Genomic DNA, 24771 nt, shown 5'->3' on the forward strand with positions numbered 1-24771 from the left:
CCTCTGCCAAAAAGAAAATGACCCCACATTGTGGAGCCTTTCTCCGAATCACTTATCCTTGGCACAGGGCCAAAAAACTAAATCTTGGATAAGCTCCGATCGGAGCATATAAACATGAATGATTGTAGTCATAACCACATATGCATTAAGGTTGGAATACTCTTATTCGTTCCCTTGCAAGGCTAAAGACATGCAAATATTGCACATTTGTTTCAAAATTATAAGCGCTGCGGCTGTTGCAGACAAAACGATTTTTGTGTAAATAGGATCGAATTCGGGCAAAAAGGGAAAAACTCAGATATATCAATGAATAGATCAGATTCATTCGATCATTTTCATTCATTTTCAGGGATTTGCACGTCTTTTCGTTTCATCATTGGCATTCAGGGTTCGGCCTGTGCTATCTTTACTTTAATATCCAAATTAATAAAGGAGGAACACTATTACATGAACCCCTTAGGGCAGCCTTTGGTACTCAAAGCTAACTTCAAGCGTTTAGGGTTGCTGGCGGCGATTGGCCTGATTTTGTTTTTTGTCTTTCAGATCTTCCCTGCTACTTCATCACAAACCACGGATATTCCGTCTACATCTTTTATAAGCAAGGAACAGGCAACCCAATCCGCACGATCATTCGCAGCCTCCATGGCCGATTACACCCTTCCTTCGGATAACGGCAAGACACTGGTCACCTATCAGACCCATTCCGATATCTATGGATACATGGCCAAAACCAAACAGCTTGATTCGTATAATCAAAAATGGGAAGCAGCCTATCCCTACGATGTGTTTCGCGTTCGTTTGCCTGATGAGGACAACGGCGGTTATTTGAATGTGGACGTACATATGAGAACTGGCAAAGTCGTTGGTTTCAAACGAGAACTACCTTCTTCCCTGTATGCTTCCGCTGAGGCTGAGCAGGACAAGAACAAACGCAATGCCACGATTCAGCTCGCCGAGGGCAATCTCCCATTGGACGAAAAGGAGCAGCTGGCATCCGGAATTCTTGCCGAATTCGGCTATGACGCCCCCAAGCTTCAGCTGGATACCCGCGAAGGTGAAGGTGGATTAACCTATACGGATGCGGATAAGCAGATCGGTGAATCGAAGCTGGAACTGAATTTTACCTTTGAAAACGGAGCGGTTCGCTCCTTCGAATCAGTCTTCTCGGTTCCAGACGAGCATATCAACTATGTAAAGGATCAAACTCGCCAGGCCAACTGGATGACTTATGGAGGTTATGCTTTCCTGACCTTCGTGCTTGGTGTGCTGGCGATTATCTACAGTATTCTCACCCGGGCACATACGTCATTTAAACGCGGGATTATTCTGTCCCTGGTGTACTTCGCCGCATCCGTGATTGGTACACTAAACATGATTCCACTGTTTCAGGCACAGGGCCTGTCCAGCTTCATGCTGGCCTTCCTGATGCTCATGCAGACGGGGATCACTCTGGTCATGAGTGCCACGATCTACCTCTCACTCGTTGCAGGAGACGGCATGTGGCGCAAAATCGGACTAAATCCTTGGCCGCGTGCAAAAGAGTCCGGATACGGCAAATATGTCCTTCACAGCATGTATGCAGGGTACCTGTGGGCGTTCATTTTGCTTGGCGTTCAATCCATCCTGTTCTTCATTCTGGAACGCAGCATAGGAAGCTGGTCCACCACCTCGGCAGACCAATCAACTTATAACATGTCTTACGCATGGATCTTTCCCATCATGGCCTGGATGGCCGGCATTGGAGAGGAAACGGTGTACCGGCTGTTCGGGATTCGCATGATGCAGAAAATCGTGCGCAATACCTTTATCGCCTGTCTGATTCCAACGTTGATCTGGGCACTTGGACATACACTTTATCCAATCTACCCGGTTATCACACGCCCCATTGAGCTTATGGTCATCGGTTTGCTGTTCAGCCTGGTCATGCTTCGCCACGGCTTTATCGCGGTTGTGTTCAGCCATGTCATCTTCGACAGCCTGCTGATGGGACTCAGCCTGATCTTTATGGGTGACGCCCTGAATATCTCTGCAGGCATCTTCTGGATTGTGCTTCCAGCCATCGTTGGTTATGTAATTTACAAATGGAATCCGCAAAAAAAAGAGAAGCCGTATGTTACGACTCCTCATCCCGAAGTGCTGCAATAATTTGATTAGCTAGTTTATCACCGATAGATAGAGGCCGGAAGTCTTCGACGCTGGCCTCTTTTATTTTGCGTAAAGAACCAAAATGCTTCAGCAGCAGCTTACGACGCTTCTCGCCGATGCCAGGAATGGAATCCAGACGCGAAGTGACCATGGACTTGCCGCGCTGCTCCCGGTGGAACGAAATGGCGAAGCGGTGAACCTCTTCCTGAATACGTTGAAGCAGATAAAACTCCTGGCTGTCCCGCGGCAGTGAAATAACTTCCGGCGGATTGCCAATCATGAGCTGAGAAGTTTTGTGTTTGGCGTCTTTCACCAGACCACACACGGGAATAAACAAACCCAGTTCATTCTCCAATATATCCACAGCTGCCGAAATCTGCCCTTTTCCGCCATCCACAACGATCAGGTCAGGCTGAGGCAAGTTTTCCTTTAATACCCGCTCATAACGTCTGCGGATGACTTCACGCATCGTTTCGTAATCATCGGGTCCTTCTACTGAACGAACCTTGTATTTACGGTATTCTTTCTTGTCCGGCTTGCCATCGGTAAATACAATCATCGCCGACACCGGGTTGGTTCCCTGAATGTTGGAGTTATCAAACGCCTCGATTCGGCGCAGTTGATCCAGACCGATCCAGCGCCCAAGACCCTCGGATGCTTTGGATGTACGTTCCTCGTTACGCTCAATCAGACGGAATTTCTCTTCCAAGGCCACACGTGCGTTATCCACAGCCATGGTGATCATTTGGCGTTTCAACCCGCGCTGCGGGATGTGAACCTTGATCTCCAGCCACTCCTGCAGAGCCGCCGCAGCCTGGAATGGGTCTTCCAATCCAGGGCGATTCGTATCCACAGCCGCATCCTCCTGTTGATCGGACAGATCCTGAGCCATTGTTGTTTCTGCTTCATCCTCGTCCGAAGCATGGTTTTCCCCATAAGCTGCACGGGATTCCGCAACTTGTGGTTCAGCAGACACATCATCTAATGCTGATGACAATGGATCCGATTCCGAGGTTACAGCCGCTGGCACATCCGCAGCCATTACTTCCGTGTTATCCATCGAGTCTTCAGTGACCAGTTCTTTCGGAACTTCAGGCAGCAAGATTTCCTGCGGCAGTGCAGGATTATCGCTATAATACTGCGTCACGTAGGACATAAAGTCACTGTACGCTTCGCCATAAAACGGAAACGTCGATACATGACGCTCGATCATTTTCCCCTGACGCATATATAGAATCTGGACGCACATCCAGCCCTTATCAATGGCGAACCCAAACACATCGCGGTCTCTGGCGTCCGCCATCGTAATTTTCTGTTTTTCCATCATGGCGTCAATCGCTATGACCTGGTCCCGCAGTTCCTTGGCACGTTCGAAATACAGATCCTCTGCGGCTTCCTGCATTTTGCGCTGCAGATCCTTCTTGATTTCTTCGTGACCTCCGCTCAGGAATGAACCGATTTCTTGGGAAATCTGGTCATATTGCTCCTTGCCTACTTCCTTCACACAGGGAGCAAGACATTGTCCCATGTGGTAATACAGGCAGACTTCCTTCGGCATTACGCCGCATTTACGCAGCGGATACATGCGGTCGAGCAGCTTTTTCGTTTGGTGTGCCGCGTACGAGTTCGGATAGGGTCCAAAGTACTTGGCTTTATCTTTCAGCACACGCCGGGTCACTTCGAGCCGGGGATGCTTTTCATTCGTAATTTTAAGATAAGGAAAGGTTTTGTCATCCTTGAGCAAGACGTTATAACGCGGCATGTGTTTTTTGATCAGGTTACACTCCAAGATGAGTGCTTCCATATTGCTGCCGGTTACAATGTATTCGAAATCGCGGATTTCGGATACCAGACGCTGCGTCTTACCGTTATGACTGCCAATAAAATAAGAGCGTACACGGTTTTTCAGCACTTTGGCCTTACCTACATAGATAATGGTACCTTCGCTGTTCTTCATCAAATAACAGCCAGGCATATCAGGCAGCAGTGCAAGCTTGTGCCGTATCTGCTCCAGGGCCTGCTCCTGTTCTTGCAGAACATTGATGAATTCATCCATAATTCGGTGGGTCCTCCCTCCCGATCGATTCTGAGAAAGTTGAAAGCTTCTTCTTACATGTGCCACTCCGATGCCAGAATGATCTTCCAATCGCTGTTACCCCCGGATTTCTTATGATTGCTTTTTTTTAAGGTATAAATCCGGTGATAAAGGCGACCACTTCGTTTCTTCAGATCATTTCTGTCCTCTCCGTTAAACATGTAATTTTCAGACCAACTTATAATAATCGTATACCACTATATTGTCCTATAAAAAGATATTCGACGCAAAACGCCCCCGGCGCATAAACCGGAGGCGTATCTGTTAGCCTAGTGAATTATTGGTGTTTCTCGATGATTCCTTTGAGTGCTTCTTTCGAGTTCAATCCAACCACTTTATCAACCGGTTGGCCGTCTTTGAAGAAGATCAATGTCGGAATGCTCATTACGCCGAAGCGGGAAGCGGATTCCGGATTTTCGTCAACGTTGACTTTGGCAATTTTCACTGCATCGCCAACTTCGGTGGACAGCTCTTCCAGGATTGGAGCGAGCATTTTGCAAGGACCGCACCAAGGCGCCCAGAAATCAACAAGAACCGTTCCTTCTCCTTCGACTTCAGCGTTAAAGGATTGATCGGATACGTTAACAATAGCCATGAAATTGTCCTCCTTATATATACTTACGGTTTATTTTAACCTGTAACGTCGTGAACGACACTTCCAGTATAACACAGGTCATCTTAACTTGTGAAATGAACGTGCAATGTTCATCTCTCCACCATCAAATCTTCACAATTGGTCATCTTGACACGATTGCTGCAAAATCTTTACAAACGCTTTCTTTTCCAAGTATACTAAAATTACTCCGGGCTTCAGCTCCCTGGAAGGGCAAGCTGTTGATCCACATAAGGAGGCAATACCATGGACGCAAATGTGCGGATCAGCGACCCGCGTGAACATGTGAACGAGGAGCCCCGTAACGATCTATTCGATCTGATTGCGGGTGTTGCCGGCATGGGTGGCCTGATGACAGTTATCTTCTTCGGCATGGTCATCTTCAAATTCCTGACCGAATAGGATGTCAGGCCCGCGCAGGACCAAAAAAGCCCGGTTTCCGCGACTACCGCGAAAAACCAGGCTTTTTTGTGGACTACTTACCGTATGAATATAAAAATTATCGCTTGCCTCGCTGATTCTCTCCGCGAACAGAAACGACGTCAACAAACGGACGAATGCGATCCATCAGACGCTGCCCCTTGTTCATTTCCTCGCCATCCCTGCTCGTAAAGCTGAGATGCTTCTCCAGCCCATCCAGATTGTAGTTGGACGTGTAGAACGTCGGTTTCCGATTCATGCGGTAGTTCAAAATGGAACCCATCACATGATCTCGAACCCAAGGATTCAGATTCTCTGCGCCAATATCATCGAAGATGAGCAGGTCACAGCTTTTGAGTATATCTGTCGTTTCCTTCAGCTTCTGCCCATCCGTGATCATGGATTTCAGATCCTCCACAAAGTCAGGCATGTAGATAATGACCCCTGTGTATCCCGCAACGGCTAATTCGTGTAACAAATAGCACATCAGAAACGTCTTGCCTGTTCCAAATGATCCCTCAAGAAACAGTCCTTGCGGAGATAATCCGTTCTCCTTCGTATCATTGATATAACGCAGAACCTGGTTTACCGCCGGAGCCCGCATCCGATCCTTGCCCATAATTTCCACATCGTTATATCCTGCACTAAGCGCACGCTCGTCCACATAGAAGCTGCGGATTCTCTTCTTGATCACATGCTCATTTTGCCTGGCAATATGTTTGGAACACGGAGCTTTTTTATCTATAATTTCGGGTTTACCGTTAAAATGCTCTACTTCCAGTTTGCAAAAGTGACCCTGGAAATCGTTAGGACAGTTATCCAGTCCCGGACAATTCGCACAGTTTTTCGAATCTCGGGCATACTGATACAGCTTGCTCAGATCGGTCATGAGCTGCGCATCTTTCAGTTCCGGGTGACCTGCTCGGAATTCGCGTACGTACGGATCATCCATCAGCTCCGCCGCAATTCGCCGCGACTGCTCACGAAAGGAAGGATTAAGCTGCTGAAGCAGTCCTCCCAAGGATTCCATGGCTTCAAGCCCCCTTAATGTATTCAATATAGAATGAACCACCTGAATTTTACCAATAACCATGATGACGGCAAAGGTTCCTTCGATCGATTGCAATTCTATTGTTCATTCTATAGAAACTCGGGGCATAACTCAACATGTTCCGTCTGGAAAAAACGATCTCCTTCGTAACACATCGTATCGCGAATGGTGTGGATGACAGTACCTGCCTGCTCTCAGGGTGTTTCCTTTAATGAGGGAGCCCTACCGTAACAATCTCGCAAGGTCCTGCCGGGATGGACCATTGTTTGCCGCTGAATAGATTAGTAGAAACATTTGAAGAGGATACGAGTTTCTCCCCCTTCTCCTCCAAAATATTGCTCTTGTATGCTTCTTCATTCGTATCCAATTCGGTCGCAGCCAAACTCAGCAGCGATGTGTCCGGCTTCATATTATACCAGCGCATCATCAGATCACCTGATTCCTCATTCACTTTCAGTGAGGAGAATGCCATACCTTCCCCTTGCCATGCAAATGGCGTATGCGTTGATGACAGCGTACCTGAGTGAACATCCGTTTGAACCAGCGTCCATGGAACCTGGAACTGGTAAGCCTCGATGTATGCATCTGATGATGCACCGCTTCCATCATGCGGAATGATCTCCATCTGGAACGCATGCTCCCCCAGACATTGTGCTTCCGGTGTCGGGAACAATCCCCAGTCCCCGAGCTCCCCTACGGCACGGAGCAGCGTTACGGCGATCGTATTGCGCCCATCCTGAAGAACTTCATATTCATTCAGTCCCAGATTGGCTACGACCAGTCCAGCCTGTTCTTCACTCACATCCACAAAGCTTTGCTGATGCTGTGTATTGCTTGGATTTTGCCACTCCGGTGCGGGTACATTATCACGAGTAGCAATCTCAAACATGGAATCCACATGGTGAACCGCAGTCGCCAGATCGGTTGGGAACAGGGCACGTACACGGTGATCCTTCGCCTGATTGTTGAACGTGGTTTGCACATGAACTCCTTTTCCGCTGCGGCTTAACGACAGAATCGTACGAATACGCAGTGTGGTAGTCTGTTTGGAACGCTGTGCCTTGCGATACGGGTAATAGATGAGCTCACGCTGTTCACGATCCAGCACCTCATCCGCCGAAGCTGGAATTTCCCAATCATGTATGATTTCGTAGGAGACACGGTACGGCGTATCCTCTATGATCTGTATGCCGGCAGTTAATTCTTTCGTAGTCAAGGCAACTTCATTCTCCGGCTGCTTGAACATATACTCGTTACCGATATCCCCAACATTTTCGTATACGCCAAGGTCTTGGTACGTACGTCCTGTACGTTTATCCTTCAGTGTAAAGGAGCCATTGTCTGCGATTGTAACGGCAACATATTCATTCTCCAGGCTACGTTCACCACTGCGCAGTGCAGTCCCATTCGAGACAGAATCATCCTGAGCTTCACTGCGAATCCAAGCATATGCCTTCAATCCAAGCGCTGGCACGTTCTCAGCTTCAAATGTAATTCTGACCCGGCGGCAGCTGTACGGCTGACGGAATCGGTCATCCGGCAGATCATAACCGAACTGCAGGCCCAGATCTTTAACTGTACACGGAACGTGCGCACCCTTTTCATCAACGAGGATACGACCCGACAGGTCTACGTTGTTCATTTGGGCAGCCATACCCTCTAATGAAATTCCATCACGGAAGTAGATACGAGCTGCATCCAGTTCGATCTGAACAACGCCGCTGCGCTCCCAGCCTGTCGTATTAAACGTGATCAGCGGCCGCGCATCCTCACCGTAACTGGCAAAGATTGAGGTATCCACTGAAGCAGCAATCTGACTTGTGCTCTCTTCAATCATGGCTTCAGCAACGTGACGGCTCTTCTCGAATCGAGTGACCATCTCGCGGTGAACCTCATCTACACTGCAGCCGCAGATGCTATCATGGGGATGGTTCTGCATCAGCGTTTTCCAGGCATATGTCAGCTGGTCATGCGGATAAGCATGCCCAAGAAGATGGGCGTAGGACGCCAGTGGCTCAGCCACCTTTTCCAGCAAGGCTTGACCAAGCTGGTTCATCTGTTTCAGATAAACCCGTGCCGAAGCCGTGTTCACCAATGTACCCCAGCCATCGGTACGCTGGCTGCGCAGCTCTCCTTTTACCGTGGACAGCTCATGTTCCGATGATTCTTTCAGGGCCGTCAGATAATCCGGAAAGTTGGAGTGTACGAATTCAATGTCGGGATGTAATTGCTCGGCCATTCGGATCGCCTCAGGCAGATCCCGCTGAATAGGCTGGTGATCACAACCGTTCATATACAGCAGCTCATTGGTCGAGGCATATTTCTCGGCATCTGCCAGTTTGGTTTCCCAGAACTTGCGAGCTGAAGCCTCATCTACCGGAATTTCATTACCATTGGAGTACCAGTTGGCAAACAGCACCCCCAGCACCTTCGATCCATCCGGCCCTTCCCACATGAGCTCCGAGAAGCTGGATTCGTATCCTGCATCCGATACGGTATTATTGAAGCCTGTAGGCTTCACGCCTCTTCCAAAAAAGACGTTATCGATGCCAGATTGCAGCATAAGCTGCGGCGTCTGTCCAACCAGCCCGAACGTATCGGGAAAATAACCGATCTTGGAGGGCGTGCCGTAACGCTTCGCATCCCGATGTCCAACCTGCATATTGCGCACATTGGCTTCACCACTGGTAAGGAACGCATCCTGCAAAATATACCATGGCCCAATCACGATCCGGCCATTACGTATATGCTTCTCCAGTCGCTCCTTCTGCTCCGGACGGACCTGAAGATAATCGTCGATAATGATCGTTTGTCCATCCAGATAAAAGCTTTTGTAGTCTGCTCCCTCATCGAGCTCATCCAGCAGTGAATCCACCAGTTGAACGAGCCGCATATGGTGCTTCTCATAGGGCAGGTACCATTCCCGATCCCAGTGAGTGTGCGAAATGATATGGGCTCTTTTGGTTTTTGGTTTATCCTTTTGTTCCGTCATGCGTTAGCCCACCTCTCCATTTTGTTGTACAATCTCAACTTCTTCCGGGCGATACACCGTATGCAGCTTTCCTGCAGCATCTGTGGCAAACAGCACGGACCGATTTTTCTCCAATTTGAATTCATAGGATACGCCAGTGCGAGTATCTCTGACTTGAACCTTGTGATGGAGTGAAGACTCTGACACAAATACATATAGATTTCCTTTTGGAAAACTGAGCTTCCGGCCATAGATTCCTGCGATTTCTCCTCCAGATACCCATTCCAACTCCTGATGGATGCCAGCCGTTTCGGCCGCATAACGATACAGGTCCGCCAGCGGCTCATCCCGTCCGTTAAGCTCGAGCGGCAGCGGGGTCCACATGATTTTTCCTTTCCCCCATGGCAGAACAGTCACTCCATCTGGAGTGTCATGATCTTGATGAAGCAGCGTCTCTTTAGCCACCTCAGCAATACGACGCCGGCCATATGTTACCCGGTGATTCACCCCATTGATATTCAGCAGTTCTTCACGCTGCACATTACCCAAACTGCGTTTACCCACAATGTGAACGGCCCGGTCACTGGCCTTCCAGTACGCGTCCAGTCCCAGTGGTCCAGTGATCAGCAGACATGCGCCTTCCTTCTCCGTGAATGCAAGCAGCTGAAGCAATGCATCATTATCCATATTGTGTGGACTCGGCACGATAATCAGCTTGGGCGGCTGCTGCTCCAGTGCTTCCAAATGATATTCGGATACGGCACGGAATGGCAGTTTCAGATCATAGGACATCACACGCGTAAGCTTGGTTGTTGCATCATACGCAAGGGAACGGTTGGAGAAGTCATTGGAATACGGGAACACGACCGCAATCTCCTCCAGCTCACGATCCTCGAAGAGATCACGCACCTTCTGCATGAAGCGGCCAAAGTCATAGGATACATCCGCTTCAGGCTTCTCTGTACCATCTGCACGGAGGGCTCCAATATGAGATTCATTGGCATTATCCATATAGAAGTTGGTATTCCAGATCCATTGCACTGCTCCGGCACCACCTGTGGAGAATGCATAGGCATACTTCCGTTCAAGAATGCTGCGAAGCTCTTCTTCCGTGCGCTTGGCACGTCCATCCGGGGTCTCCACATACATGATGCCCGTCTCTTGAATTAAATTCGGTTTATGCGGAGTTTTGGTGAAAATGCCGTCCCAGATCAGATCATCGTTCAACCACCAGGAATGCACGGTGGTATAATCCACTTCACGTTCATAGAAAAACGGTGAAGGACGCTGTGCACCCAGAGCTTCGTCCTGCCCTACAGTAACGAGATGATTCGGCACCAAATCCTTGATCGTACCTACGAGCTCTCTTGCCCAAACATTGTGCATCTCCATGGAGAAGAGACAATAATCGAGCCAGCGGGTTCCTTTTTTCGCCTTATGCATGTCCTGTACATCAAAGTTAATCTCTTCCGGTTCCGGAATGACCGCTGCTGCAAAGTTCGGAAGCTGCTTCGGCGACATGTTCCATGCTTCCTGCAGCGCTTCAATGGTTTCATGACGCTGCTCAAGCCATTTCACAAAAGCCTGCTGTTCGTGTGAATCCCGGGCTGAGCGCGGGCCAGCCGAGAAGATGCGTACCGGATCAAACATCGATGGCTCGTTAATCAGATCCCAATCCACATGGGTGGTGTGTGTATGCCGGCTGACGATACTGCGAATAAAACGCTTCTGTGCCTCGACACTTTGCGGATCCAGATACGGATTCGTTCCTTCCCACGTTTCAGGCGTAAAGGAAAAGAATGTGAACGTGACCTGCAGGCCGTGGCGCTTCGCCGTTAACAGGAAGGCATCAATCGCGCGAAGCACATCCTCTGCCATGTGTCCGTCCACCTGCATCATATTGCGATATGCCGTCCAGATTCCGGTCCGAATCCAGTTAATGCCCGCTTTCGCCATCTGTGCCATGTCCCGATCCCATACGTCGGCATTCGGCAGAAACAGAAATTTCCGGGCTACGTCGGAGGTCATGTACGTCATGCCCACAACAGGGAGAGGTCGTCCTTCTTTTACAAAGTAGTCTCTGCTGCGGGTGATGACTTCACCTTCTGCAAGCAATGCGTCATCCTGGCCCCAGAAGCCTTGGCACAAGACCCGAACTTCACCGTCAGGTGCTTGCGCACGACATACGATTCGGTACAGCCCGCTTTCTACTGGAACCGGAAGAGGGAGGCGTACAAATTGCTGTTCTCCGGTAAGCTCCATCTGCAGCTTATGGCTCCATACCTTCTCAGCTGTGCCTGCCCGATCCTCCCGTTCAACAGTCAGATCAAACGTCCACAACTCGGAAGCTGTACTTCTGTCACCCGCGCGCTGTAAAATCTGTCCCTGAAGGGTAAGTAAAGCCCGTTCACCTGTTCCATACGTAGCATAGTTAGGCTTGAGGGACAGTTCAGTTACCCCTTTGGCACAGAATTGTGCCCACTTCACAATCTCGTTAGCACCGTCCCGCTCCCAGAATGAAGCGGTCAGCGGCAGATTCACAAACATCCAGCGTGAACCAGCAAATGTACTGCGGGAGTTCTCCCACAAGACGACCGGAGCGGCAATGCTGCGTTCATCCTTACTCACTCCGCAAAGTAACGGATAGATCTGCGTGCTCATCGGTCCTGCCGAACCCATCTGGTGAGGCAGATCACTGGACTTTGTGGTATGCGGGACCAGATTCCACGTGTCTGCAATCTCAAACAAGCCCTCTTTGCCAGCAAGCAATGAAATGGGTTCAGAGGAAGCATACGTTTGAATATTCTCTGAAGATACGTTCAGCGCCTCGTGAATATAAAGCTCCTGGTGATACACCGTCTGCTCTGACTCCACAACCCAAGCTCCATCCTGATCCCGGACAGGGCGCTTAAACGGTACTCCACCCACACTAATCAGGCTTCCTCCCTGATGCAGATAGGCTGCAATTTCTGTCCAGGCCGATTTGGGAAAATAGGGTGCATGCAGGTTTACCAGACAGCCCTCGCCTGCTGCTGCTTTCAACACCTCAGCCAGTTCACGCGCGCCTGCAACGATGACTTCATCAGACCTTTGCCAAGTATCCAGAGCTTCGCGGGATGGCCGCTGGCCTTCTGCCGGAAAATCCGGATCAGCGAAGATAATCAGCTTGTTGTCCTTCACATGTGTACTCATAACAGGCCATCCTTCATGGATTTATAGACCAACTGGGAGAACAGGCTGTTGGACCATGCAAACCATTTTCTCGTAAATATTGTTGGATCATCCGCATGGAAACCTTCATGCATATAACCTGTATCCGCATCTGTCGCTTCCAGCATACGAATGATCTCCAGCTTCTCCTCGGCAGATTGTGCCGTCAGTCCCTGCATGGATAGACCCATATGCCAGATGTAATCCGGTGGTGTGTGCGGGCTGCCGATCCCTTTGGCAACCTTGCCCTCATAATAAAACGGGTTCTCTTTGCTCAGGGCGAATCGGCGGGTATTTTGATAGATTGGATCATCCGCTGTGACGTAGCCGAGATACGGAATGGACATCAGCCCCGGTGTACCGGCATCATCCATGAGACAGTAATTGCCGTAGCCATCCGTCTCGTACGCGTAGATGGGACCAAATTCCGGATGACGATAAATGCCGTACAGCTGAATGCCGTGATCCACGTCCTGCTCCAGATCCTTAAGCTCCTGCAGCAGCGCCATATCCCGGAACACCCACTCGGCAAACTCCTGCATCTGGCGCAAAGCTACGACTGCAAACATGTTGCCTGGGATATTGTAGTGAAAATCGCACGCATCGTCGCTGGAACGGAAGCCAGACCAGATCATGCCTGTATAATTGACCGGCATGCCCTTCCCATGATTACGCAGAGAATCTGTTGGAATGCCGTTATTGCGCGTAAAGCGATATGGAGATTGTTCCATGTGATGCTGTTCCACCTTGAACAGGTCCACGATTTTGCGCATGGCTGCTTTGAAGCTGGAATCGAAAATGTCGGTTAGCTCCGTTTCCTTCCAATATAGATAGGCCAGTCTCACAACAAAGCACAGCGAATCAATCTCGAATTTTCGTTCCCATACCCATGGCGACATGTCAGTCTCGTCCGTCGTGTTCCAGTGCCAGTCATTGGCCGTCTCATTGAAGGCATTGGCATACGGGTCAATATGAACATACTGGATGTGGCGCTTGATCAGGCCGCCAATGATCCGCTGCAGGTCCTCATCTTCCTTCGCAAACGGAATGTAGTGCACCACCTGCTCCACGGAATCACGCAGCCACGAGGCTGGGATGTCTCCGGTGATGACAAAAGTCGTGCCATCGTCCATCAATTTTGTAGTTGTTTCTATTGTATTAGGGAAACAATTTTTGAATAATTGAAGCAGCTTCGGTCGATGAGCCAGCTTCTGTTCCGCCTCTTCGAGCACTGCCTGAATGGATTGCGGCACAGCAACGGGCGGCATTGGTATTTTGGGTAATCTGAATTGTTCCATGGATGAGTGCAACTCCTTAAACGTATTGAATGGTGTAGCTAGATAAGATGAACCCGTGAACTGTTACACATGGCCACTACGATTGCAGTACCATCTTCGGATCGCTGTTATCCCCGGATTTTTTTGGATTCCCTTCTTCAAAGGGAAAAATCCAGTGATAAACGCGAGCGCTCTGCTTCTCCAGACTGGTTCTGCACTCTGCGTTATGGTGTAAATGTTTAAGTTCATCTTGCATAGCTCTGAGATCTTTCAAAAAGGTTTACCGCAGCAGCACGGTTTTAATTTCGTAAGGGGCGAAGGTCAATGTAATCTGACCATTCGTCATATCCAAAGGCTCACCCGATTCTTCCAACGCGTTGGAGAGATAGGCCTGCTCAAAGGCATGTGGCCATTGCAAGGTTACACGTTCACGTTTACCTGAAGATTCATAGAAACGAAGTACCGTGCCGTGTCCATCCTCTGCCATTTTAACCGTATCCAAAATGACATGTTCGCTATCCCAATCAATCCATGCTCCGGTTGCCGGGCGTGCAGGTGAGGCAGTTGCAGCAGTTGACTCAACATCAGTCCCTGTACTCTGCTGTACCTGCTGTACCGTCACCTCATGATTCAGCTCTGCAGCATGACGTACCGTGTGCGCATTACGCCAATCCCCTTCATGCGGATACAGGGAATAGGTGAATTCATGCTCTCCCAGATCGGCGGTTCGGTCCGGCCATTTCGGTGCACGAAGCAGGGATAAACGAATGGTGCTTCCCTGTACGTCGTATCCGTATTTGCAGTCATTAAGCAAACTCACTCCGTATCCATATTCGGATACATCTGCGAAACGGTGGCCACAAACTTCATACTGGGCTTGTTCCCAGCTGGTGTTACGGTGGGTTGGCCGCTCCAATGCGCCAAACGGAATCTCATACGTCGCCTTGGAGGTCACGACATCAATTGGAAAACCGACTTTCAAGAGTTTGTGGTTTTCGTTCCAGCTCACTTGTGTTTGGAAGTCAATACGCCGTGAATCATGGTAGAAGACGATATCTTGTGTAATCTCCGATTGATGGAGTTTCCAGCGGAAGCGCAGTACGTCCTTCGTTGTACCAGCCAGCACCAGCTTTTTCTCCAATAGCTCGACTTCCCCGGCAACCTGTTCTTCATAACGGCTATCAATATCCCACGCATCCCAGAGCGTCGGACGGTCGTGAAAAAAGTGGAATTGATTGCCCCGTTCACCCGGCTTCAGCATTTCCCGCTCTGCTGCCTTATCCCACAGACGAGTAATCTCGCCTCGGTTGTTAAACTCCACATGATAAAACGCCGTATCCCATGTATCGTCAAAGACAGGTTGACCGGCAAGGCTGGTCACTTCTTGTGCATTCGTTTCCCTAGTATTTTCAGATACCAGCCAAATCGTCTTATACCCAAACGCCGGAATGTCATCCACAAGAATCGAAATCGCGTTATCTTCCCGATCCATTCGCAGGTGCTGGCCTTCTACATCTACCGCATAACGATCCAAGCCATCGTGCACGGGGAACTGAATGACTGCACTACGCTTCCAGCCAAGGCTGTTGAACACCACATAGGCCGCTGAACCTTCTGGACCCTTTGTGTTAATACCTGCCGTTAATGCCGCAGTACCTTGATTCAGCCCTGCTCTACCTAACTCAAAAACTCGTACATATTCCTCATCCGAAGTAACGTAGGACTCCGTAATCGCTGAGCCTGGAATAATATCGTGGAATTGATTCAGCAAGATCAGCTTCCAGCCCTCATGCAGTGCCGAACGGACTTCAGCTTCTGTCTGCGCCTCCATGTCCGGCAGAGCGAGTGTGTTCCACAGCTCGGCTTCACGATACAGGACCTCTGCCTTGCGATTGTTCCGCTTGTTGCGTGCATGTGTCGTGTACGTGCCTCGATGCAGTTCCAGGTACAGATCACCGTGCCATTCCGGAAGTGTAGGCTGCCCTGCTTCAATACCTGCAAAAAAGGCTCCCGCTGTACTGTAACGACTGGCAGGCTGCCCTACCATCAGGTCTGCACGATCCACGTACTCCAGCATTTCGCGGGTTACTCCGCCTCCACCATCACCATGCCCGTATAGAAGCATGTGCTCGGGATGTGCTGCTTTCTCACGGTAGGACTGCCAGTGATCATGAATATCCTTCGGTAAAGTGTGTTCATTGACACCATGGTTGAGATAAGACAGGATCGGTGTACCGTCAATGCCAACCCAGTGAAAGAGATCGTACGGGAATACATTGGTATCGTTCCATCCCAGCTTCGTCGTCATGAAATAGTCCACATTGCCATGTTTCAATATCTGAGGCAGGGAGGCACAGTACCCGAATGTATCCGGCAGCCATTCAATCTGTGACGTCTTGCCGAACTCCTCCATGTAAAAACGCTGGCCATATAACATTTGGCGAATCAGCGACTCGCCGCTCGGAATGTTCAGATCCGGTTCAACCCACATGCCGCCAACCAGTTCCCAGCGTCCTTCTGCAATGCGCTGCTTCACCCGTGCATACAATTCGGGATCATGTTCCTTCAGAAAGGCGTACAACAAAGGTTGGCTCTGGGAGTACACATAATCGGGATACTCATTCATTAGTGCATCCACGGTTGAGAATGTACGACTTGTCTTGCGTACGGTCTCCCGTACAGGCCACAACCAGGCAATGTCGATATGGGACTGTCCCACCATATGTTCAAGACCTTCGGCGTTACCACCAATCTCTCGCACATGATTCGCTAAACTCTCTTCAATCTGGCGAATGCCTTCCCCCTGCTTGATCTCTTCATCTGTCATGCCGACGAATTGATCCATCGCACGATAGATGGCTTCCAGCAGACGTACACGCCGGAAGTCGCTTTCGGGCAGCAGTATGGCCGAATCGCGTACAATAATGACCGTATACATCAGGCTGCGAACCGCCTCGTTCGGTCTCACCAGCAGACTGGTGATTGATGTGATCGGCGGCTGAATAACGGCCTGCTGGTTCAACGGATCGACAGGTTCAGGTACAGGATCGAACAGTTCGATTTCAAGCTCCGGATGAACTCCAATCTTGGACGGGTCCAGCGTAACGTACGTATGATTGCGATCCAGACCCTGATAAGAACGACCATTCACCCGCAGCAACCCTTCTCCTCCCGATTGAAATAACAGTCCGAATGGGGCATGCTGCCAGGAAGCAGGAACTTCTAAACGGGTTCGAAAAAAGTAGGTGGTCCCCTGTGTGCTTGGAAAACGTTCCAGGCCTTCTCCCTCCGGATAAGGCCCTTGATTCTCATATTTTCCCGGCACGTCATAATAAGCACGGGTGATGTTCCAGCTGCGCAGATCCACCTGCTCCAGCCACTGATGTTCAGACAGTTCACGAATAAATCGTCTAATACGTTCCATGTTTTACGCCTCCCTTACCGTAAGCTCGGCCATTTGTGTGTCGTTTACGCTGCTGCCGATATGAATACGGAATAGTCCCGGTTCAACCACGGGTTTCAAATGCCGTCCGATATATTGCAGCTGCTCCGCACCAACAAGGAATTCAATCGTTTGCGTCTCACCAGGTGCCAGATTCACTTTTTTGAATCCTTTCAGCTCCTTGGCCGGGCGAGTCATCTGGCTGACCACGTCGGTGATGTACATCTGTACCACTTCTGCGCCACTACGCTGGCCTGTATTGGTCACATCCACCGATACCATAACTGATTCGTCAGCTGTCATGGATGCCCTGCTGACTTTCGGCTCGCTGTATTCAAAAGTGGTATAGCTAAGTCCATATCCAAATGAATAACGAGGCTCCAGATCCTCTTCGAGATAACGCTTGCCACGGGAACGTTTGCCGTTGTAATAGATAGGTAACTGACCGACATGCTTCGGAATGGAAATCGTCAATTTGCCCGATGGATTCACATCGCCAAATAGAATGTCTGCAATGGCATGCCCGCCTTCTTGCCCCGGATACCAGGCCTCCAGAATGGCATCGGCATGTTCATCCACCCAAGGTTCAGTGATAGGGCGGCCATTGATGTAGACAACAATCAGCTTTTTGCCGAGCTTGTGAATTTCCTGAATGAGTTCCAGCTGAACTCCCGCAAGCCCTAACGTCATACGGTCGATACCCTCGCCGCAATCCATGTCATTCCATGAATGATCGGACACATTGGATGCCCCTGTCTTCAGGTCGATCGTTCCTTCGCCGAAATCGCGGGCACTTGACCCGCCAACCACCATGATGACGGTATCTGCCTTGCCGGCGATCTCAATGGCATGCTCGAAGCCTTCTCTGGAATCGCCTTTGATTCGGCAACCTGGCGCATAAAGCACCTCACGTACAGCTTCATTCTCCGCGAGCTTGGAGCGGATACCATCCAGTACGGTTGCCACTTTGGATTTGGGCTGCGGTGACGTGTAATCACCGAGCTGATTGTAGGCATGATCCGCATTCGGGCCAATGACAGCAATCTGCCCAGCTCCTGTTATGGATAGCGGGAGAGCGGATTGCTCATTTTTGAGCAGAACCACTCCTTCTGCTGCCAATTGCCGTGCCAGCTGGATATGCTGCTCACTGCCAATTACTTCTGCGGCCCGGTCAGCGTCTACATAAGGCTGCTCGAACAAGCCAAGTTTGAATTTCAATGCCAGTACGCGGCTGACAGCCCGTTCCAAAACCTGCACATCAAGCTTGCCCTCCGAAACAGCCTGCACCAGATACTGTCCAAACATCTCACCGGACATTTCCATATCGATGCCTGCCTGAATAGCCTGAACAGATGCATCGAGTCCATCTGCTGCAACATCATGCCCGCCTGCCAGCATGTTGATTGCACCGCAGTCCGTAATGACCAAACCCTCAAAGCCCCAGTCTTCACGTAAAACACGATCCAGTAATTCCGTATTTACCGTACAAGGTGTGCCATCAATTTCGTTATAAGCAGGCATAATGGATGCTGCCCCTGCTTCCACTGCTTTTCGGAATGGATACAGATCCACTTCCATCAGTTCACGCCAGCCCATGTGTACAGGTCCTGCATTGCGGCCGCCTTCCGAGCTGCCGTAACCGACAAAATGCTTCAGCGTTGCAGCTACCGCATCATCCCGGTCAAGGCTTTCCCCCTGAAGTCCTTCGACAGAAGCTACCGCCAGTTCCCCAATGAGATACGGATCTTCGCCAAAGCATTCCTCCGTACGTCCCCAGCGAGGATCACGCACGACATCCAGTACCGGAGAATACGTAACCGCTCCACCCTGAGCACGCGTTTCCTTAGCTACGGCCTGGCACATCTCTCGGTATAAGTCCAAATTCCAGGTGCTGCCGAGCAGCAGCGGTACGGGATATACCGTTCCGTCAATGGCCATATGGCCGTGAGAGCACTCCTCCCCAATCAGGATCGGAATCCCCAGTCGGGAATGCTCCACAGCATGACGCTGAATCAGGTTAACAGCTTCCGCACCTTCTCTCGCGGATAAACCATTTTCAAGTGTAACGCCAGTCCAGGGATCGGCCCGAAGGGCGCCATAGAGAGAGCCGACGCCGCCGTTTTTCACTTGCTCTATAAAGGAATCATTTAGCGTGATATTTCCCTTGTCATTCGTATAGGTCTGCCAGCCAAAAGGCTGAATGAGCTGGCCTACCTTCTCTTCCGTAGTCATCAGGCCAAGCAGGTGCTGCACCCGTTCTTCGACGGGCTTGCTTTTGTCCTTATATGTCATCATCCTGAAACTCTCCAATCCTATAGAGTGATCCGGTTATTCCTTCACCGCTCCAACCGTCAGACCTTGTACGAAATAGCGCTGGAAGAACGGATAGGCAAATATAATCGGCAGCGTTGCAAGCACGACCATCGCCATCCGGGAAGTATCCTGCGGAATGGACTGCATGGCTGCCAGACTCATGGAGCTGTTGGCGGAGTTCTGCTGAATAAACTGAATGCTGGACTCGATCCGCATCAGCATGGATTGCAGCGGTACCAGGTTGGGATTATCAATGTATAAGAGTGCGTTGAACCAGTCATTCCAGTAACCCAGTGTACTGAACAACCCGATCGTTGCCAGCCCTGGCAGAGACAATGGAATAACGATTTTCATAAAAGTATAAAACTCCCCGGCGCCATCAATTCTTGCGGATTCAATAACCGCATCCGGTACACTGGTGGAGTAGAACGTACGCAGAATCATAATATAGAAGGCATTCATCGCCAGCGGCAGAATCAGTGCCCATACGGTATCTTTCAATCCAAGCAGTTGGGATACGACCATATAGGTCGGGATCATCCCGCCGTTGAACAGCATGGTCAAAATGGCAAACACGGAGAAAAATCTCCGATATCTGAAGCTCTTGCGGGAAATGGCATAGGCATACAGGGACATGAGGATCAAACTGATGATTGTTCCGAGTACCGTGACCAGAATGGTAACCCCATACGCACGCAGCAGTGTATCACCGCTCTGCCAGACAAATTGATATGCCGCGAGACTCCATTCCGCCGGAATCAGGCGGTATCCGTCACGGGCCAATGCCTTTTCATCCGTAAACGAGATGATGACGACAAATATAAAAGGAAACACACAGATCAGAGCGAATAGTCCGGCCATGATATTCATGATGACGTTCCAGCCGCTGGATACATGATGGAAATCGCGTTTTTTTACGAGTTGAGCCACAGTGGTTCACTCCTTTCCCTTGTCCTAGAATAAGCTGCTATCTTTATCGATCTTGCGTACCACATAGTTGGAGATGATAACCAGTACAAAGCCCACAACCGATTGATACAATCCGGCAGCGGTACTCATGCCAATCTCACCGCTCGTTTTCAAACCGCGATATACATACGTGTCAATGACATTCGTAACGGAATAGAGCGTACCCGAATCCCTTGGCACTTGATAGAAGAGACCAAAGTCAGCGTAGAAGATACGGCCTACAGCAAGAAGTGTCATAATCGTGATGATTGGGGATAGCAATGGGATCGTAATGTTGCGAATCTGCTGCCATTTGCTCGCACCGTCAATCATTGCAGCTTCATAGAGCGAACGGTCAATGCCCAGTATAGATGCCAGATAGACGATACTGTTGTAGCCGATCGTTTTCCAAAGTGCGACGAAAATCAGAATGTACGGCCAATACTTGGCTTCCGAATACCACTGGATGGGTTCCATCCCGAACCAGCCGATGATCTGATTCAACATTCCCCGGTCCATGCTCAGGAAACTGAACACAAAGTAACCTACAATGACCCAGGAGAGGAAATACGGGAGGAACATCCCTGTTTGATATATTTTGGCGAGCCGTTTATTAATAAGTTCCGAGAGTAGAATGGCCAAACCTACAGCGAACACTAACCCCAAGAATATGATGGCGATGTTATACAGAAGTGTGTTGCGGGTAATCAGCAGCGCGTCATTGTTGCTGAACAGGAATTTGAAGTTGTCCCAGCCCACCCATTCGCTCTTCGCAAGGCTGGCCCAGAATCCCTCACGACTAAAGCGATATTCCTTGAATGCCGCTACAGTACCCACCAGGGGCAGATAAGAGAAGAAGAAGAACCAGATGGCGCCAGGCAGTACCATGAACAGCATGACTCGGTTTTTTATCAGGTTTTTCAAAAATGCAGTCATTGGGATATCCTCCTTCAAGCTTGAATGAAAAAAAAGGATCGGACGCTACATGCAGCCGCCCGATCCTACGAATGTAACCTTACTTATTTTCCGCTCTCCAGGCATCAAGCTGGCTTTGGGCTTCAGCCATTACCTTCTCAAGACCGGCTTGATTGAACTTCTCAATGACCTGATCCAAGTTGGTCGCCGGGTCCAGCGTACCAGTCATCAATGCGGCCCAGTATTGTTCTTTCACGTTTTGTACAGCTGTCAATTCAGTAGAAACGTTGCTTGCATCAAAGTTGAAGCTGAGAATTGGGGAGTTCACGCCTTCAGCATTAAATTTCTTGAACTCATCCCATTTGTTATCCGGATCGTTGTTGTTCAGATAGAGCAGCATGTTGTTACCAAGGGAATACGAAGGCATGTCATAGTTCTTCGATTCAGCCAGGTTTTCCATGTGTGTATCGTCCACTTTTTTGTAGTGAGTGCCCTCGATACCGGAGTCCACCATGTTGCGCAGCACTGGATCGGTATTGAGCAGGTTCAGGAATTCCATTGCTTTTTCCGGGTACTCGGAGTTGGCGGAGATCGCCATGATGGATCCTTGTACAGAAGTGTTTGTGATGATTGCATCACTTGCCGGTGTGGAAACGACAGGATATCCATAACTTGCAGACCATTGATTGTCAGCCAGCGGTTGAGTCTGTGCGCGATCCAGGAACCAGTTGCCCGATGTCGTCAGATCGTTGGTTGATCCTGTTGTTGCTGCCTCTGCAGATACATAGCCAGCTTTGTAATATTTGTTCATCGTTGTGAGCGCTTCCTTCATTTCAGGAGTCTCCAGGATGTTAACGAGCTTGTAATCCGTTGTATCTAGCTTGATTGCCATAGGCAAATTTTGAATGACATAGTCATAAGGAACGTAAGGGACATAGTTTTTATCCATCGCAAACGGCGTCACACTTGGCTCATTTTCCTTGATTGTTTTGAGCAAAGGTTCGAGACTGTCCAAGGTGCGGATATTGGAGATGTCCAGGTTGTACTTATCGAGCAGTGTTTTGTTGAAACGCCATACCTCTTGCTGCGGCAGTTCCTTGTTCGCTGGAATACCGTAGTTATGACCATCCACTTTGGAACCGCTGAGGAATGCCGGGTCAATCGTGTCCATCAGATCCTTGCCATATTTGGGGAGCAGCTCATCCAGTTCCAAGAACGCGCCTTTTCTCGCATTCTGAACGTAGTCGAATCCGCCCGAAGAGGTGAACAGAATGTCCATAGGCTCACCGGAAGCCACATTCACCTGCATCTTTTGAGGGTAGTCACCCCAATCGACCATTTTCATGGTTACGGTAGCATTGATTTTTTCCTTGGTATACTTGCTGACTTCTTCCATGACCTTGTTCACATCTTTTTGCGGGGTACCGATGGTGTACCAGATCAGTTCGACTGAATCATCTCCAGCCCCGCCGGATTCCGAAGCACTCTCGCTTCCACCGCAGGCACTAAGTACAAGTGTAACGGCCATTAATAATGCCAGGACGAGAGAAAAACTTTTTCTTTTTTTAAGCATTGTTTAGATCCTCCCTTTTCGTTTTCCCTTAAGCACTAACGAACTAACTGCTATAACCTTATCGAATGAAAGCATTTTCAAAAAGAAGATAAACTTAAGTTTTCGGGGTACAAATTAAAGAGATATTCTCCCTGACTCTTGTTTTTGTCCCTGATTTAATAAATCGCTTACATGAAAGAGACATGCCGGGTAACATCTGGCATTAAACTCTTCCCATGCCACTGCTGTTCCCGAAATGTCTCTTATACGTTGAGTCCGCAGATCGAATCTTCCCGTCACCGAATTAATTAAAAACCTTGAAATCGGTCGGTGAAATGCCTACATATTTGCGGAATTGCTTATAAAAATATCCTGTCTCCCAATATCCAACGTTTCTTGCGATCTCATGCACCTTCAGATTGGAACTGCGCAGCTGTTCCTTGGCACGCTCGATCCGGTATTTATTGATGTACTCGGCAAAGGTCTCTCCTGTCTCCTTGTGAAACAGCTGTCCAAGATACACGGGATGCAGATGATAATGAGCCCCTAGCAGCTTAAGGGAAAGCTCTTCTGCGTAATGCTTCTCGATATGCTGAAGCACTTGGCTCACAATCGGGTTTTTCAGATCCTGCAGCAGAGATTCGATCGTCTCGCTCCCCACTTGCTGAAGGGCCTGCACCAGTTCGGCAAAGGTACTACTATCCAGTACCCGCCTTAACCCCTTTTGGTAAATGACAGACTCATCCGTATGCTTAATGCTCTCCAGCTCCATTTTGAAACGAATAACCAATTCGAGCGCCGTATGCTGCAGTTCCACAGGAGTCATCCCGTCGCGATACTGTTCAAAATCCGTTTGAATTCGTTCTGAAAGCTGTTCGGTATTTCGGGATAACATCAGCTTGGCATATTCCTTCCAGTCGAAGGAGAAACGACTGCCAGCACTGCTTCCCGTTTCAAGAATCGCATGATCGATCACTTTAAGATCCGGGTAGATCATCACATACTGCAGAGCGCGCTTGGCTTCTTTGTAACTCGCGGGTGCCTGATGAATGCCCTTCGCCATGCTCCCCATACCCATATAAACCGACGGGTGTGCTTCAGAGATCTGCCTGGATAAACCGGTGACGCAATCCATAAACATCTGTCTATCGACCTGATGCTCGTCCACACTCGCGATCATGACGATATCGCCATCCAAATCATGAAAAGTACTCACATAAGGCTTGTCTGCAAGTAGACGCTGCACTTGATCAAATATGCCCGGCTCTTCTCCCTTCGTACGGAGAATGGCAATGCCATAGCATGGACCATCAAGTGTAAGATTCATGAACAGAGAACGCTCTTCGAATTCCGCCGTTGCGATCTGCCCCGTCAACCATCGATGAAGAATGTTGTCCTTCAAAATTTGAATGCCGTAGGCATCATAACTTGTTTTTGCTGGTGCTTGATCCAGCTTGGAGGCCGTGTTTCGCAGCGTTGATTCCAGCTCCTCCACATTGATCGGCTTGAGCAGATAATTTTCGATCCCCAGCTGCATCGCTTCCTTCAAGTATTCGAACTCATTGAACCCGCTGAGAATAATCACTTTAAGGTCAGGCTGGACACGCCTTGCTTCCCGAATCAGATCCAGTCCATTCATAATGGGCATGGAAATATCCGTGATCAGAATGTCGACAGGCTGGGCAGACAGCGCTTGGAGCGCCGCCTGGCCATTGCCGGCATGGTTCACAATTTCCATTCCAAATGAAGACCAATCCACAATCTCGTATAATCCTTCAATGATGAACGGCTCATCGTCCACAATAAACACGTTGTACAT

The 24771-nt window shown here is 49.4% G+C and carries 14 protein-coding genes; 2 read left to right on the top strand and 12 right to left on the bottom strand.

What is annotated here, in order from left to right:
• Nucleotides 1–447 precede the first annotated feature (447 nt).
• Nucleotides 448–2145, top strand: a complete 1698-nt coding sequence (locus tag AC3RCI_RS24025) for a CPBP family intramembrane glutamic endopeptidase (RefSeq protein WP_492526725.1) — start codon at nt 448–450, stop codon at nt 2143–2145.
• Here the strand turns inward: AC3RCI_RS24025 and uvrC are convergent.
• Both uvrC and trxA read right to left on the bottom strand, forming a co-directional pair.
• On the bottom strand, nt 2114–4201 hold the full coding sequence (gene uvrC / locus AC3RCI_RS24030) for an excinuclease ABC subunit UvrC (protein ID WP_492526727.1): 2088 nt from the start codon (nt 4199–4201) through the stop codon (nt 2114–2116). The genes AC3RCI_RS24025 and uvrC overlap by 32 nt on opposite strands.
• 316 nt (nt 4202–4517) lie before the next feature.
• Complete coding sequence (gene trxA / locus AC3RCI_RS24035) at nt 4518–4835, bottom strand: thioredoxin (protein ID WP_095292059.1); 318 nt, start codon at nt 4833–4835, stop codon at nt 4518–4520.
• Nucleotides 4836–5099: 264 nt separating this feature from the next.
• Here trxA and AC3RCI_RS24040 point away from each other — a divergent pair, with 264 nt between their 5' ends.
• Entirely contained in the window at nt 5100–5255 is a 156-nt protein-coding gene (locus AC3RCI_RS24040) for a YqzM family protein (protein WP_095292061.1), read from the top strand.
• Between the two features lie 97 nt (nt 5256–5352).
• Here AC3RCI_RS24040 and dnaI read toward each other — a convergent pair whose 3' ends face one another.
• From dnaI to AC3RCI_RS24090, 10 genes are all read right to left on the bottom strand, one after another.
• Complete coding sequence (gene dnaI / locus AC3RCI_RS24045) at nt 5353–6303, bottom strand: primosomal protein DnaI (protein ID WP_127538941.1); 951 nt, start codon at nt 6301–6303, stop codon at nt 5353–5355.
• Nucleotides 6304–6532: 229 nt separating this feature from the next.
• Nucleotides 6533–9316, bottom strand: coding sequence for an alpha-mannosidase (locus tag AC3RCI_RS24050; RefSeq protein ID WP_492526729.1), 2784 nt, complete (start codon nt 9314–9316; stop codon nt 6533–6535).
• A gap of 3 nt (nt 9317–9319) precedes the next feature.
• Entirely contained in the window at nt 9320–12487 is a 3168-nt protein-coding gene (locus tag AC3RCI_RS24055) for a beta-galactosidase (protein ID WP_492526731.1), read from the bottom strand.
• Nucleotides 12484–13803 carry a glycoside hydrolase family 125 protein gene (locus AC3RCI_RS24060; protein ID WP_127538938.1) on the bottom strand — a complete coding sequence of 440 codons (1320 nt, stop codon included), beginning with the start codon at nt 13801–13803 and terminating at the stop codon, nt 12484–12486. The genes AC3RCI_RS24055 and AC3RCI_RS24060 overlap by 4 nt, the downstream gene beginning before the upstream one ends.
• A 259-nt stretch (nt 13804–14062) precedes the next feature.
• Complete coding sequence (locus AC3RCI_RS24065; RefSeq protein ID WP_492526733.1) at nt 14063–17206, bottom strand: alpha-mannosidase; 3144 nt, start codon at nt 17204–17206, stop codon at nt 14063–14065.
• Between the two features lie 3 nt (nt 17207–17209).
• The gene (locus AC3RCI_RS24070; protein WP_492526735.1) at nt 17210–19519 is read right to left on the bottom strand and encodes a glycoside hydrolase family 3 N-terminal domain-containing protein; all 2310 of its coding nucleotides are present in this window, start codon (nt 19517–19519) and stop codon (nt 17210–17212) included.
• A 33-nt stretch (nt 19520–19552) separates the two neighbouring features.
• Nucleotides 19553–20407, bottom strand: a complete 855-nt coding sequence (locus tag AC3RCI_RS24075; RefSeq protein ID WP_217506623.1) for a carbohydrate ABC transporter permease — start codon at nt 20405–20407, stop codon at nt 19553–19555.
• 84 nt (nt 20408–20491) lie between these two features.
• Nucleotides 20492–21421 (bottom strand): ABC transporter permease, encoded by a 930-nt coding sequence (locus AC3RCI_RS24080; protein ID WP_095292071.1) that lies wholly within the window; start codon nt 21419–21421, stop codon nt 20492–20494.
• A 79-nt stretch (nt 21422–21500) separates the two neighbouring features.
• Nucleotides 21501–22973 carry an ABC transporter substrate-binding protein gene (locus AC3RCI_RS24085; protein ID WP_127538935.1) on the bottom strand — a complete coding sequence of 491 codons (1473 nt, stop codon included), beginning with the start codon at nt 22971–22973 and terminating at the stop codon, nt 21501–21503.
• A 283-nt stretch (nt 22974–23256) separates the two neighbouring features.
• On the bottom strand, nt 23257–24771 hold the full coding sequence (locus AC3RCI_RS24090; protein WP_492526737.1) for a response regulator: 1515 nt from the start codon (nt 24769–24771) through the stop codon (nt 23257–23259).

Source organism: Paenibacillus sp. MT124 (assembly GCF_058792755.1).

Coding starts and splice junctions, on each gene's coding strand:
- AC3RCI_RS24025 (WP_492526725.1), top strand. CDS start 448: ATGAACCCCTTAGGGCAGCCTTTGGTACTCAAAGCTAACTTCAAGCGT.
- uvrC (WP_492526727.1), bottom strand. CDS start 4,201: ATGGATGAATTCATCAATGTTCTGCAAGAACAGGAGCAGGCCCTGGAG.
- trxA (WP_095292059.1), bottom strand. CDS start 4,835: ATGGCTATTGTTAACGTATCCGATCAATCCTTTAACGCTGAAGTCGAA.
- AC3RCI_RS24040 (WP_095292061.1), top strand. CDS start 5,100: ATGGACGCAAATGTGCGGATCAGCGACCCGCGTGAACATGTGAACGAG.
- dnaI (WP_127538941.1), bottom strand. CDS start 6,303: ATGGAATCCTTGGGAGGACTGCTTCAGCAGCTTAATCCTTCCTTTCGT.
- AC3RCI_RS24050 (WP_492526729.1), bottom strand. CDS start 9,316: ATGACGGAACAAAAGGATAAACCAAAAACCAAAAGAGCCCATATCATT.
- AC3RCI_RS24055 (WP_492526731.1), bottom strand. CDS start 12,487: ATGAGTACACATGTGAAGGACAACAAGCTGATTATCTTCGCTGATCCG.
- AC3RCI_RS24060 (WP_127538938.1), bottom strand. CDS start 13,803: ATGGAACAATTCAGATTACCCAAAATACCAATGCCGCCCGTTGCTGTG.
- AC3RCI_RS24065 (WP_492526733.1), bottom strand. CDS start 17,206: ATGGAACGTATTAGACGATTTATTCGTGAACTGTCTGAACATCAGTGG.
- AC3RCI_RS24070 (WP_492526735.1), bottom strand. CDS start 19,519: ATGATGACATATAAGGACAAAAGCAAGCCCGTCGAAGAACGGGTGCAG.
- AC3RCI_RS24075 (WP_217506623.1), bottom strand. CDS start 20,407: ATGAATATCATGGCCGGACTATTCGCTCTGATCTGTGTGTTTCCTTTT.
- AC3RCI_RS24080 (WP_095292071.1), bottom strand. CDS start 21,421: ATGACTGCATTTTTGAAAAACCTGATAAAAAACCGAGTCATGCTGTTC.
- AC3RCI_RS24085 (WP_127538935.1), bottom strand. CDS start 22,973: ATGCTTAAAAAAAGAAAAAGTTTTTCTCTCGTCCTGGCATTATTAATG.
- AC3RCI_RS24090 (WP_492526737.1), bottom strand. CDS start 24,771: ATGTACAACGTGTTTATTGTGGACGATGAGCCGTTCATCATTGAAGGA.